Origin of the sequence: Cellulomonas sp. (assembly GCF_035634735.1) — a bacterium.
Taxonomy (GTDB): domain Bacteria; phylum Actinomycetota; class Actinomycetes; order Actinomycetales; family Cellulomonadaceae; genus Cellulomonas.
Genome location: NZ_DASQCJ010000110.1, coordinates 1 through 12,913, shown reverse-complemented (window position 1 = coordinate 12,913; position 12,913 = coordinate 1). Strand labels below are relative to the sequence as shown.

Here is a 12,913-nt window from a genome sequence, read left to right as displayed (position 1 = left end):
CTTCGGCATCGACCTGTCGGTGCTCGACTACGTGCTGATCGCGTTCGTGTCCGTCGTCGGCTCCGCCGCGACCGCGGGCCTCACCGGCGCGATCGTGATGCTCACCCTCACGCTGTCGACCCTCGGCCTCCCGCTGGCGGGGGTGGGCCTGCTGCTCGCGATCGACCCGATCCTCGACATGGGCCGCACCGCGGTGAACGTGGCGGGGCAGACGCTGGTGCCGACGATCGTCGCGAAGCGCGAGGGCATCCTCGACCGCGCGCAGTACGACTCCGCCCAGGCGGAGGACCTGTTCACGGACGACGAGCCGGCCGGCGCCCCCGCCCCGGCGCGCACCCCGGAGCCCGCCGCCGCGCGCTGACACCCCGCGAGTTCGGCAGTACCAGGTCGAGGTCGGCAGCTGGAGCTGCCGACCTCGACCCGTACCTGCCGAACTCGCCGCGCGGGTCAGCGCGACGGGTGCGTCAGCAGCCCCGTGCGGGCGACCTCGCCCAGCCAGTGCGCGCTGGGCTTCGGGGTGCGCTCGAACGTGTCCCGGTCCCAGGCGATGAGCCCGAACGTCGGCGCGTAGGAGCCCCACTCGTAGTTGTCGAGCGCCGACCAGTGCAGGTAGCCGCGCACGTCGATGCCGTCGGCCATCGCCTCGTGCACGCCGACCAGCGCGTCGTGCGTGTAGTCGATCCGGCGGGCGTCGTCCTGGGTCGCGATGCCGTTCTCGGTCACCACGACCGGCACGCCGCCGGTGCGCTCCCACGCGTTCCGGATGCCGATGCCGATGGCGGGCGGGAAGTACTCCCAGCCGGTCAGGGTGGTCTCGGCGCCCTCGGGGACCGGCAGCGGGTTGCCCTGCGGGTCGACGAACGTGCGCAGGTAGCCCTGCACGCCGATCCAGTCGTCGCCCTTCGCGGCGTCGAGGAAGATGTCCTCCCGCGGGTAGCCGTAGGCCTTGGTCGCCTCCTCCGCGCCCGGGGCCGCGTGGTACGCCTGCGTGGCCACGGACCAGCCCGACCGCACCTGCGGCAGCTGCGCCAGCACGCCGCGCGACCGGCGGTGCGCCTCGATCAGGGCGTCCGTGATCTGCGGGTCCGGCGCCGGGAGGCGGGACGCCGTCATCTCGGTGCCCTCCTCGCCGCGGGTCATCGCGACCATGTTGGGCTCGTTGATGGTGCACACCCACTCGACGTCGTCGCCGAGGACGGGCAGCGCGATCTCGGTGAACCGCTCGAACAGCGCGGGGGCGTCCGGGTTCCGCCAGCCGCCCAGCTTCGCGAACCAGCGCGGGTGCGTGAAGTGGTGCAGCGTCACCGACGGCGTGAGGCCGTGCTCGCGGCAGGTGTCGACCATGCGGCGGTAGTGCGCGAGCTGCGCCTTCGACACGAAGCCCTGCTCGGGCTCGATCCGCGCCCACTCGATGCTGAACCGGTAGGAGTTCATCCCGAGCGACGCGAGCAGCGCGATGTCCTCGGGGTACCGGTGGTAGGAGTCGGCGGCGTCGCCGGACGGCTCGGCCAGGTCGGTGCCCGGGGCGTGCTCGCGCACCCACCAGTCGGAGTTCACGTTGTTCCCCTCGACCTGGTGCGCGGCGGTGGAGGCGCCCCAGAGGAAGCCCTCGGGGAACTGGCGGCTGACGGACATGCGGGTCCTTCCGGTGGTGCGGGTGGTTCGAGGGGCGCGCCGGGTGGGCCCGGCGCGCCCGGGGTCACTTGAGGCCGACGGTGGCGATCCCCTGGACGAAGTACCGCTGCAGCGCGACGAACAGCAGGAGGATCGGCGTGATGACGAGCACCGCGCCGGCCAGCAGCAGGCCGTAGTCGGTCGCCTGCTGCCCCGTCGAGTACAGGGACAGCGCGACGGGCAGCGTGTACATGTCCTGGCTCTGCGCCGCGACGAGCGGCCACAGGAAGTTGTTCCACGAGCCGAGGAACGTGAGGATCCCGAGCGTCGCGAGCGGGGGGCCGCACAGCGGCATGACGACCCGCGCGAAGATGCGCAGCTCGCCGGCGCCGTCGATCCGGGCGGCCTCCATCAGCGGCTCCGGGATGCCGAGCATGAACTGCCGCATGAGGAACACCCCGAGCGGCTGGGTCAGGAACGGCAGGATCAGCGCCGGGTACGTGTTGAGCAGACCCAGCGAGGTGACCTGCACGAACAGCGGCACGAAGGTCACGACGCCCGGGACCATCAGCATGATCATCACGAGCGCGAACAGCGCCTTCTTGCCCGGGAAGTCCATCTTGGCCAGCGCGTAGCCGACCATCGAGCAGAACAGCAGGTTCCCGAGCACGGTGACGACCGCGACGATCACCGAGTTCGTGAAGAACTGCCCGAAGTTCAGGTCGGTGAACCAGCGGCCGAAGTTGTCGAACGTCGGGTCCTGCGGCCAGATCGTCGGCGGCTTGGTGAGGATCTCGCGCTGCGTCTTGACCGAGCCGAGCACCATCCAGACGAACGGCAGCAGCCAGAGCAGCACGCCGATCACGAGCACGGTGTAGGTGAGCGCGCGGCCCGTGGGCAGGCGGCGGCGGCGGGGCGGGGTGGGCTGCGCGAGCCGGTCGACGGCGGGGTGCGGCGACGGCGGGGTGATCGTGGACATGGTGCGGATCCCCTCAGTCCTGCGACCGCAGCAGCCGGAACTGCAGCAGGCTCAGCAGCGCGATGGCCAGGAACAGCACGTAGGACGCCGCGGAGGCGAACCCGTACTTGCCGAAGCCGAACTGCTCGAACGTGTAGAAGGCGGTCGACAGCGTGGAGTCGAGCGGCCCGCCCTGCGTCATCACGAAGGCCTCCTCGAAGAACTGCAGGTAGCCGACCGAGATGAGCACCGCGCCGAGCAGCAGCGTCGGGCGGAGCAGCGGCAGCGTCACGCTGCGGAACCGGCGCCACGGGGACGCCCCGTCCATGACCGCGGCCTCCTGGACCTCGGCGGGGACGGACTGCAGGCCGGCCAGGAAGATCACCATGAGCGTGCCGACGTTCCGCCAGACGGCCATGAGGATCAGCGACGGGAGCGCCCAGGTGGTCGAGCTGAGCCAGTTCGGCCCCTCGATCCCGACCCAGCCGAGCGCCGTGTTGAGCAGCCCGTCGGGCTGCAGGATGTACCGCCACACCACCGACACCGCGACGATGCTGGTCACGACCGGGGCGTAGAACCCGACGCGGAACGCCGACCGGAACCGGCTGATCCCGGAGTTCAGCGCCACGGCGAGCGCCAGGGCCACGGCCATCGTCAGGGGGATGCCGACGACCACGAAGGTGCCGGTCACGCTGAGGGACTTGAGGAACCGCGCGTCCCCGAACAGGGCGACGTACTGGTCCAGCCCGACGAAGTTCACCGCGAACGGCGTGCGCACGTCCCGCGAGGTGAAGTCCGTGAACGACATCGCGAACGACGACACCAGCGGCACGAGCATGAAGAACCCGAACACCAGGACGAACGGCAGCGCGAACATCCACGCGACCATCCCCTGGCGCCGGCGGCGCGCGGCGGCCGGTCCGCGCGAGGCGGGGGCCGCCCGGCCGGGACGCGCGGTCCCGGCCGGACGGGGTGCGGCTGTGGTGGTCATGAGGTCAGCCCACGCCGATCGACGTCGCCTGCTCCTGCAGCGCCGCGAGGGCCTCCTCGGGCGCCTCGCCGCTGACGGTCATCCGCTCGAGCACGGAGTCGGCGGCCGCGCCGACCTGCACCCACGCGGTGTTCACCGGCGGGGCCTGGGTGTCCTCGAGCTGCTCGCCGAACACGGCCAGCTTCTGGTCGTCGGCCAGCGACGGGTCGTCCCACGCGGACTGCTGCGACGGCAGGTCGCCGGTCACGTCGTACCACTTCACCTGGACGTCGGGCTGGGTCAGCCAGTCGACGAGCTTCCACGCGGCGTCGGCGTTGTCGGAGTCCTGGAACACCACGAGGTTCGAGCCGCCCGCGAACGAGGTCGACGACTCGCCGGCCGGGATGCGCGCGGTCGCGTACTTGTCCTCGAAGCCCTCGCCGCCGAGCGTGGCGAGCTGGCCCATCATGAACGGGCCGTCGATCAGCATCGGCGTGGTGCCGGCGACGAACTCGGCCTCCTGGGCGCCCGCGCTGCGGTCGGCCGAGGCGTTGGCGACGCCGTCCGAGAAGAACGACGTGTAGTAGTCGTAGGCCTCGACCATCTCCGGGGTGTCGAGCGTCCACTCGGTCTGGTCGTCGTTCATCAGGCTCGCACCGTTCGACCACGGCGCCCACAGCGAGCCCTGGAACGAGTCGTTGCCCGCGGACTGCAGCCGGATGCCGTAGTCGGCGCCCGCCTTGGCCTGCATGTCGGCGGCCATCTGCTTGAGGTCCTCCTGCGTGGCCGGCGCCTCGGTCCAGCCCGCCTGCTCGGCCAGGTCGGTCCGGTAGTACAGGACGCGGGTGTCCACGTACCAGGGGACGCCGATCGCGGTGCCGTCGAGCTCCGCGGTGCCGAGCGAGCCCTCGAAGATGCCGCTGGTGTCGATGGCGTCCGGGACGGCGGCGAACGCGTCGCCGAACTCGGCCATCCAGGTGGTGCCCATCATCGCGACGTCCGGGGTGGTGCCGGCGGCGATGGCGGTCTGGAACTTGTCGCGCGCGGCGTCCCAGGGGATCGGCACGACCTCGACGTCGACGTCCGGGTTGGCGTCGGTGAACTCCTGGACGAAGTCGGGCAGCGCCTCGCCCTCGGCGCCCATGGCCCAGACGGTGAGCTCGCCGGAGGCGGCCCCCTCGGACAGGGTCGCGGCGTCGGTGGCACCGGCGCCGGTGTCGTCGGAGCGGCCGCACGCGGTCAGCGCGGTCACGGCGAGCGCGGTCACCAGGGCGACGCGCGCAGCGGGACGGATCATGGTTCGTTCCTCCTCGAACGGACTGGCGGCGCGTGCGGCGAGCGCCTGCGCTTCTATGCGCTTAGATGCACTGAGCATGTTAAGCGCATAGAATCGACCGCGCAAGGGGGCCCGGTGCGGGGCGCCGGAACCCCTACCATCGTGCGGGGCCCCGAGGAGGTGGTGCAGTGCCGCGTCGACCGACCGTCTACGACGTCGCCGAGCGCGCGGGGGTGTCGATCGCCACCGTCTCGTTCACGTTCCGCCAGCCCGAGCGGGTCCGCGACTCGACCCGCGCCGCGGTGCTGGTCGCCGCGAGCGAGCTGGGCTACGTCCCCAACGCCAGCGCCCGCGGGCTCGCCCACGGGCGCACCGGCGCGCTCGGCCTGTACTCGTTCGACCTCATGCTCGCCGCGCCGCAGAAGGGCGCCGACGGCGCGCTGCCGGTCGCGACGCCCACGCCCCTCGACGACACCGACCCCGACGCCGACCCGCGCGCCTTCCCGCTGTACGTGGACGAGGTGCAGCGCGGGTTCGAGCTCGAGTGCTGGCAGCGCGGCCAGGCGCTGCTGCTGAGCAGCGGCAGCGGCTCCGGCGCGTCGGTGACGGAGGTCGCCGGCCGGGTCGACGGCCTCGCCGTGTTCCCCGGGCCGACGCCGGTCGGCACGCTCGAGCACGTCGCGCGGCGCATCCCGGTGATCGCGTTCAGCACGCCGCCGGTCGCCGACGGCCTGCACCACATCGGCGTCGACAACCGCGCCGGGATGCGCGACGTGGTCGACCACCTGGTCCGCGACCACGGGCTGCGCGACCTCGGGTTCGTCGGGCGGCTGACCACCCCCGACTACGGCGAGCGGTTCGCCGGGTTCCGGGAGGCGGTCGCCGCCGCGGGCCTGCCGGAGCCGGCGGAGCCGCTCGACCCGACCGACCTCGCCGAGCCGCACCGGTTCGAGGTGCTCGCCGCGCTGGCCGCCGAGGACCGGCTGCCGCGGGCGCTGGTGTGCGCGAGCGACCAGCTCGCGCTCGGCGTGCTGGACCTGCTCGCCGCGCGCGGGGTGCCCGTGCCCGAGCGGGTCGTGGTCACCGGGTTCGACGGCATCCTCGCCGGGCGGCTGGCGCGGCCGTCGCTGACGACGGTGCGGCAGCCGATGGCCGCGATGGGGCGGCTCGCCGTGCAGGTGCTGGTCCGGCACGCGGGGGCGCCGGCGGAGGAGCCGGAGTCGCACCGGCTGCCCGTGCGGGTGGTGCGGCGCGAGTCCTGCGGCTGCCCGCCGCCGGCCTGAGCCCGCTGCAGGCCGGTGCCGGGGCCGGCCGGCTCGTGAGGTCGTCATATCGGCGTGACGTCGTCACTCAGGAGTGACGACCTCGTCCCTTTGTGACGACCTCACGCCCGGACGGACGCCGCGGTCAGCCGACGGCGTGCTCCCGGACGTGCCGCACCAGCGCGGCCGTCGCCGCCGACGGCCGCCGGTCCCGGGGCACCGCGAGCGCCAGCGGCCAGCGCGGGGCGGCGGCCAGCGGCACCGCGGGGAGGTCGGGGGCGGCCGCGGCGGTGAACCGGGGCACGACCGCCACCCCCAGCCCGTGCCGGACGTAGCCCGCCACGGTGCCGATGTCCGCGACCTCGACCGTCACCCGCCGCTCGAGCCCCGCGGCCGCGAACGCCGCGTCGGTCGCCGCCCGGTTGCCGTAGCCCGCCGGGGAGTCGATGAAGTCGAGCCCGGCGAGCTCCGCCAGGTCGACCGGGCGCCCGCCTGCCGCGCGCGCCGCGAGGTCGTGCCCCGCCGGGACGAGCAGGTCCATCGGCGCCGAGGCGAGGTCGAGCAGCCGCACGCCCGGGGCCGACCCGGCGGGCACCGACACGAACGCCACGTCCAGGTGCCGGTCCGCCACGGCCGCGGCCAGACCCGCGGACCCCGAGGTCGACGCGCTGAGCCGCAGGGCGACGCCGGGGTGCGCGCGGTGGAACGCGCCCAGCAGCGCGGGCACGTCGACCAGGCCGACGGACGGCATCGTCCCCACCCGCACGGTCCCGGACAGCCCGCCCCGCACCAGGTCGACGGCCTCGCGGGCGTCCCGGGCGGCGTCCAGCGCGGCGCGGGCGTGCGGCAGCAGCGCGGCGCCCGCATCCGTCAGCGCGACCCGGCGCGGGCCGCGGGTGAGCAGCGGCGCGCCGACCTCGCGCTCCAGGGCCCGCACCGACGCGGACACGGCGGACTGCACGAGCAGCAGCCGCGCCGCCGCGGCGGTGAACGTGCCCTCCTCGACGACGGCGACGAACGCGCCGAGCTGGCGGAGCTCCATGCCGTCGAGGGTATCGCCGTCGTCGATGGCCGGTAGCGAGAACCAGTGTTGGACGCGATGGCACCCGCGGGCGCACGGTGGGCGCAGCACGCACCCGACCGAGAGGACGGCCCCGATGTCCACCCCCACGCTCCCCCGCCCCGCCCGGGCCGGCGCGATCCCCGCGGCCCCGCGACCGGCGGTCCCCGCCGACGGACCCGCACCGGCCCCCGGACCCGCGCCCACGGCCTCGCGCGCCCGGCACCGCGCCGGCTTCTGGCTGGTCGCCGCGGCCTTCCTCGCGACGATGGCCTTCTCGACCGTCCCGGCGCCGCTCTACCCGCTCTACCAGGCGGCCGACGGGTTCTCGACGTTCACCGTCACCGTCGTGTTCGCGGCGTACGCGGTCGGCGTCGCGCTCGCCCTCGTGCTGGCCGGGCACGTGTCCGACTGGCTCGGCCGCCGCCGGGTACTGCTCCCGGCGCTCGGCCTGGAGCTCGCCGCGGCCGCGCTGTTCCTGTCCGGCACCGGGCTCGCCACGCTGCTGGTCGCCCGGTTCGTGAGCGGCCTCGGCGTCGGCATGCTCACCGCCACGGCCACCGCCCACCTCGCCGAGCTGCACGCCGCGCACCGCCCCGGGGACGCCGGGCACCGGCCGCAGGTGGTCGCGGTGGTCGCCAACATCGGCGGCCTCGGCGCGGGGGCGCTCGCCGCCGGCGCGCTCGCCCAGACGGGCGTGGCGCCGCTGCGGCTGCCCTACCTGGTGTTCGCCGCGCTGCTCCTGCTGGGCGTCGCGGGCGTGCTGGTCGCGCCGGAGACGGTCCGCCGCCCCGCCACCCGCCCGGCCTACCGCCCGCAGCGCCCGCGCCGGTCGGGCGGCGACCCGGCGGCGCAGCGGCTCGCGTACGCCGCCGCGTTCGCGTCGTTCGCGGTGTTCGGCGTGTTCACGTCGGTCGCGCCGGGGTTCGTCGGCGGCACGCTGCACCACACCTCGCGGCTGCTCGCGGGGCTGGTGGTGTTCGTGGTGTTCGGCGCCGCCGCCGGGGTGCAGGCGGCGACCACCCGGGTCCGCCCGGCCGCCCGGCTCCGCGCCGGCCTCGCCGCGCAGGCCGCGGGGCTCGTCGTGCTGACGACCGGGATGCTCGCCGAGCGGCTCGACGTGTTCCTGCTCGGCGGGCTGGTCACCGGCGCGGGCGCGGGCCTGCTGTTCGCCGCGGCGTCGGGCACGGTCGCCGCGCTGGCGGCGCCGCACCGGCGCGGCGAGGCGCTGGCCGGGCTGTTCCTGGTGGCCTACCTCGGGCTGAGCCTGCCGGCGATGGGGCTCGGGCTGCTGGCGCGGGCGGTGCCGCAGGCGACCGCGATGGCGCTGCTGGCCGGGGCGCTGCTGGTGCTGCTCGCGGCGCTGGCCGTCGCGGCCCGCCGCACGCGCTCCCCGCGCCGCCCCTGACGACCCACCTCTCGCCGAGATGGCAACTCTCGACTGCCGTGGCGACCCCGCGCGCAGCCGAGAGTTGTCATCTCGGCGCACCCGGACCCCGCCGGGCGGGTCAGACGCCGAGGTAGCGGCGGACCTGGCGGACGGCGGCGCGGCCGGCGCGGTTGGCGCCGACCGTGCTCGCGCTCGGCCCGTATCCGACCAGCTGCACGCGGGGGTCCGCGACCACGCGGGTGCCGTCCATGACGATCCCGCCGCCGGACCCCCGCAGCCCGAGCGGACGCAGGTGGTCGAGCGCCGCGCGGAAGCCCGTCGCCCACAGCACCGCGTCGGCCTCGACGTGCTCGGGCCCGGTGACCCAGCCGTCGGCGAGCGGGCCTCGGGCGGCGGGCTCGTCCCACTCGGCGCCGTCCGGCACCAGGCGGGCGAACATCGGGCGCGCGACCAGCACCCCGCGGGCGATTCCGTCCCGGTACGCGTCGGTCAGCGGCAGCCCGGTGGCGGCGACGATGCTCTGCGGCGGCAGCCCGGCCCGGGTCCGGTCGTCCACCCGCGTCACCGCCTCGCGGCCGAGCTCCGGGCTGAACTCGGCGTCCCGCCAGTCCGGCGGCCGGCGGGTGACCCAGGTCGTCGACGCCGCGACGGGGTGGATCGCGAGCAGGTGCTGCACCGCCGAGATGCCGCCGCCCACGACGACGACCCGGCGGCCGGCGAACTCCTCCGGCGACCGGTAGTCGTGGGTGTGCCGCTGGATGCCCGCGAAGGACGCGGCGCCCGGGTAGGTCGGCCAGAACGGGCGGGTCCAGGTGCCGGTGGCGTTCACCAGCGCGCGGGCGTGCCAGGTGCGGGTCACCCGGCGGCGCGCGGTCGCGGCCTCCGCCCGGCACGCGCCCACGCCGCCGCCGAGGCCGTCGTCCGGGTCGGGCGCCGGCGCCGGCACCCGCTCCGTCTCCTCGGTCTCGACGGCCAGCAGCCCCCCGGGGCCGTCGACGTCGCGCACGCGACGCACCTCGACCGGCCGGCGCACCGCGAGGCCGAGGTCGCGCTCGTAGGAGCCGAAGTACCGGGTCAGCGCGCGGCTCGCGGGCTCGTCGGCGTCGAAGGCCGGCAGCGGGCGGCCGGGCAGCTCGTACACGCCGTTGACCGTGCGCATCGTCAGGCCGGGCCAGCGCTCGCGCCAGGCGCCGCCGGGGCCGGCGGCCGCGTCCAGCACCACGTAGGTGGGGCGGCCGTCGGAGGTCGGGGCGGCGGCCGTCGGCGCCGCCGGGACGAAGCCCGAGCGCTCCAGGTGCGCCGCCACGGCGAGCCCGGCCTGCCCGGCGCCGACGACCACGACGTCCGCCGAGGCGGGGGTCGGGATCTCGTCGGGCATGCCTGGTGCAACGCGGTGCCGCCGCCGGTCGTTCCCGGCGGCGCCGATTCGCGGCGAGCGCACGGACTGCCCGCGAGTTCGCCGGTTGCGCGCGAGTTCGCCGGATGCGCAGGGGCCCAGGGTGCGGAACCGGCGAACTCGGCGCCGGCGTCGGTCGGGTGGTGGGATGGGGCCGTGCCCGACCTCACCAGCGCCGCCGGCGCCCTGCCCGCCGCCACCGCCGCCGCGGTCCGCGACCTCGCCGCCGCCGCGGCCGCCCACGACGGCGTCGACCCGCTGTCCGAGCAGCCCCTGCTGTGGCTCACCGGCGGCGGACCGGACGTCGTGCACCTGCTGGCCGGCGATCCCGCGACCCCCGACGGCTACGCCCAGGTGGACCTCCGCGACCCGGCCCTCGCGACCGCCGAGGTCGTCGTCCGCCCGGAGGCCCGGCGCCGCGGCACCAGCACCGCCCTGCTCGACGCCGTCCTGGCCGCGGCCCGCGCACGCGGGGGCGACGCCGTGTCCGTGTGGGCGCACGGCGACGTCGCCCCGGCCCGCGCGCTCGCGACCGCGCGCGGGCTCCCGGTCGTGCGCGAGCTGTGGCAGATGGCCCTCGACCCCCTGACCGCCCCCGACCCCGGCACCGCACCGCTGCCCGCCGGCGTCACGGTCCGCGCGTTCGAGCCGGGCCGGGACGAGGACGCCTGGGTCGCCGTGAACGCCCGGGCGTTCGCGCAGCACCCCGAGCAGGGCCGGCTGACCCGCGCGGACCTCGAGGCGCGGGAGGCCGAGCCGTGGTTCGACCCCGCCGGGTTCCTGCTCGCGGAGGAGGGCCCGACGCTGCTGGGCTTCGGCTGGACCAAGGTCGCCGAGCCCGGCGAGGGCGAGATCTACGCCCTCGGGGTCGACCCCGCCGCGCAGGGCCGCCGGCTCGGCCCGGCGCTCACCGCGAGGATGCTCGCGCACCTGGCGGACCGCGGGGTGCCGCGGGTGGTGCTGTACACCGAGGGCGACAACGCGCCGGCGATCCGGGTGTACCGCGCGGCGGGGTTCGAGCGGTCGGCCGTGGACGTGGTCTACCGGGTGGGCTGATCCGGGGCGGGTCGAGCGCCGCACCGGCCGCGGGCACGCGTGTCCACGATGAGGACGGCGCGGCGGCCGGCCGCGGTCCCGGCCAGACTGGAACCATTCCAGTAACCCGACCGGAGGCTCGCATGCTCTGCTACGACCACATGACCACCCACGCGGAGGCCCCCGCCGTCGCGCTCTGCAGCGGGTGCGGCGCCGGCATCTGCGCGGCGCACGCGAACGAGTGCGCCTCGTCGACGGTCATCAGCAACGCCGTCGGCGCGCCCACGGTCCGGCCCGACGGCCGCACGCTGCACTGCACGACGTGCCACCGCGCGGCGCCCTGCGGTCGGTGATCCGGGCCGGGCGTCGAGGGGCGTCCCCCACCTCCAGAACGTCCGCCTGCGCGGTGCGTCGCCTGCTGGCGTGATCCGCACCAGCCGGGCCATCGCGGTGGAACCGGAAGTGAGCCTCGGGAGATCCTGCCGGACGGCGGGGCCCGGGGCTCGCGCCGCCCCAGGACGCGATGACCTGGACGAGGAACACGCGCTCCTCGCTCTCGTGCGCCGGGCCCATGAGCAGCGGAGGGGCGGCGACCGACACCCGAGCGCTCCCCCGGGTCGCCCCTCGGTCACCCGTCGGACACCTCCTGGTGCCACCATGTGGGGATGACCGACGCCACCCCCTCCGACGGCACGCCCCGCAAGCCGCGCACCCGGAGCGCCGCGCCCGCCGCCACGGCCGCCGCCGGCCGCACCAGCACGAGCACGGGCCGCGCCGGCACCCGGTCCGCCGGCGCCCGGTCCACCGGCACGCGCACCGCCGCGCCCCGCACCCGCGCCGCCGCGCCGGCCGAGGCCGCCGAGGCCGACGGCCAGGCCGCGCAGCCGCGGCCCCGCGCCCTCGCCCCCGAGCTCGCCGCGCACATCGCCGAGCACATCGAGATGGGCGACGGCGCCCGCGACCACGCCGCGGCCGCGTCCGAGGCCCCGCTCCCCGCCGACCGGTTCCTCGACCGCGAGATCAGCTGGCTGGCGTTCAACCAGCGGGTGCTGGAGCTCGCGGAGGACGAGACGCAGCCGCTGCTGGAGCGCGTCCGCTACCTCGCGATCTTCGCGTCCAACCTGGACGAGTTCTTCATGGTGCGCGTCGCCGGCCTGAAGCGGCGCATCGCCACCGGCCTCGCGGTCACCGCCGCCTCCGGCCTCAGCCCGCGCCAGGTGCTGGAGGCGATCAGCCAGCGCGCGCACGAGCTCGCCGCCCGGCACGCGCAGGTGTTCGCCGACCAGGTGCAGCCGGAGCTGGCGACCCAGGGCATCACGCTGGTGCGCTGGGAGCAGCTGGGCGAGGCCGAGCAGGACCGGCTGCGGAAGTACTTCCGCAAGCAGATCTTCCCGGTGCTGACCCCGCTGGCCGTCGACCCCGCGCACCCGTTCCCGTACATCTCGGGCCTGTCGCTCAACCTGGCCGTCGTCGTGGTGAACCCGTCGACCGGCAAGGAGCACTTCGCCCGGGTCAAGGTGCCGCCGCTGCTCCCGCGGTACATCGCCGTCGACTGGCGGGGCCGCCCGACCGACGCGTCCGGCTCCGCGTCGGACCGGGGCCCGATGTCGTTCGTGCCCGTCGAGGACGTGATCGCCCAGCACCTCGACCAGCTGTTCCCCGGCATGGAGGTCAGCGAGCACCACACGTTCCGCGTCACGCGCAACGAGGACGTGGAGGTCGAGGAGGACGACGCCGAGAACCTGCTCCAGGCGATGGAGAAGGAGCTGCTGCGCCGCAAGTTCGGCCCGCCCGTCCGCCTGGAGATCGCCGACTCCATCAGCCCGCGCATCCGGTCGCTGCTGGTGCGCGAGCTCGGCGTCGCCGAGGACGAGGTCTACGAGCTGCCCGCGCCGCTGGACCACACCGGCCTCAACCTGATCGCCGACCTGGACCGCGCGGACCTGCAGTAC

Annotated in this window: 10 protein-coding genes and 1 pseudogene; 5 read left to right on the top strand and 6 right to left on the bottom strand. The window is 75.6% G+C overall.

Annotated features, from left to right (window positions below; all coding sequences use genetic code 11):
• Positions 1 to 361, top strand: a 361-nt coding sequence (locus VER05_RS09955; RefSeq protein ID WP_324845201.1) for a cation:dicarboxylate symporter family transporter, incomplete at its 5' end; no start/stop codon positions are given.
• Between the two features lie 86 nt (positions 362 to 447).
• Here VER05_RS09955 and VER05_RS09950 read toward each other — a convergent pair.
• From VER05_RS09950 to VER05_RS09935, 4 genes are all read right to left on the bottom strand, one after another.
• Positions 448 to 1,635 (bottom strand): glycoside hydrolase family 1 protein, encoded by a 1,188-nt coding sequence (locus VER05_RS09950; RefSeq protein WP_324845200.1) that lies wholly within the window; start codon positions 1,633 to 1,635, stop codon positions 448 to 450.
• 64 nt (positions 1,636 to 1,699) lie between these two features.
• Positions 1,700 to 2,593 carry a carbohydrate ABC transporter permease gene (locus VER05_RS09945; RefSeq protein ID WP_324845199.1) on the bottom strand — a complete coding sequence of 298 codons (894 nt, stop codon included), beginning with the start codon at positions 2,591 to 2,593 and terminating at the stop codon, positions 1,700 to 1,702.
• A gap of 13 nt (positions 2,594 to 2,606) precedes the next feature.
• Positions 2,607 to 3,563: a sugar ABC transporter permease gene (locus VER05_RS09940; protein WP_324845198.1), complete on the bottom strand. Its 957-nt coding sequence runs from the start codon at positions 3,561 to 3,563 to the stop codon at positions 2,607 to 2,609.
• A 4-nt stretch (positions 3,564 to 3,567) separates the two neighbouring features.
• Positions 3,568 to 4,839: an extracellular solute-binding protein gene (locus VER05_RS09935; protein ID WP_324845197.1), complete on the bottom strand. Its 1,272-nt coding sequence runs from the start codon at positions 4,837 to 4,839 to the stop codon at positions 3,568 to 3,570.
• Between the two features lie 167 nt (positions 4,840 to 5,006).
• Here VER05_RS09935 and VER05_RS09930 point away from each other — a divergent pair, with 167 nt between their 5' ends.
• A complete protein-coding gene (locus VER05_RS09930) occupies positions 5,007 to 6,101 on the top strand; it encodes a LacI family DNA-binding transcriptional regulator (protein WP_324845196.1) in 1,095 nt (364 codons plus the stop codon).
• Positions 6,102 to 6,225: 124 nt separating this feature from the next.
• Here the strand turns inward: VER05_RS09930 and VER05_RS09925 are convergent, their stop codons facing one another.
• Positions 6,226 to 7,122, bottom strand: a complete 897-nt coding sequence (locus tag VER05_RS09925) for a LysR family transcriptional regulator (RefSeq protein WP_324845195.1) — start codon at positions 7,120 to 7,122, stop codon at positions 6,226 to 6,228.
• A 115-nt stretch (positions 7,123 to 7,237) separates the two neighbouring features.
• Here VER05_RS09925 and VER05_RS09920 point away from each other — a divergent pair, with 115 nt between their 5' ends.
• Positions 7,238 to 8,548 (top strand): MFS transporter, encoded by a 1,311-nt coding sequence (locus tag VER05_RS09920; RefSeq protein ID WP_324845194.1) that lies wholly within the window; start codon positions 7,238 to 7,240, stop codon positions 8,546 to 8,548.
• Positions 8,549 to 8,648: 100 nt separating this feature from the next.
• Here the strand turns inward: VER05_RS09920 and VER05_RS09915 are convergent, their stop codons facing one another.
• Positions 8,649 to 9,908, bottom strand: a complete 1,260-nt coding sequence (locus VER05_RS09915) for an FAD-dependent oxidoreductase (RefSeq protein ID WP_324845193.1) — start codon at positions 9,906 to 9,908, stop codon at positions 8,649 to 8,651.
• A gap of 174 nt (positions 9,909 to 10,082) precedes the next feature.
• On the opposite strand from VER05_RS09915, the gene mshD reads away from it, so the two are divergent.
• Complete coding sequence (gene mshD / locus VER05_RS09910) at positions 10,083 to 10,982, top strand: mycothiol synthase (RefSeq protein ID WP_324845192.1); 900 nt, start codon at positions 10,083 to 10,085, stop codon at positions 10,980 to 10,982.
• A gap of 920 nt (positions 10,983 to 11,902) precedes the next feature.
• A pseudogene (locus VER05_RS09905) lies at positions 11,903 to 12,913 on the top strand (RNA degradosome polyphosphate kinase); the annotation flags it as partial.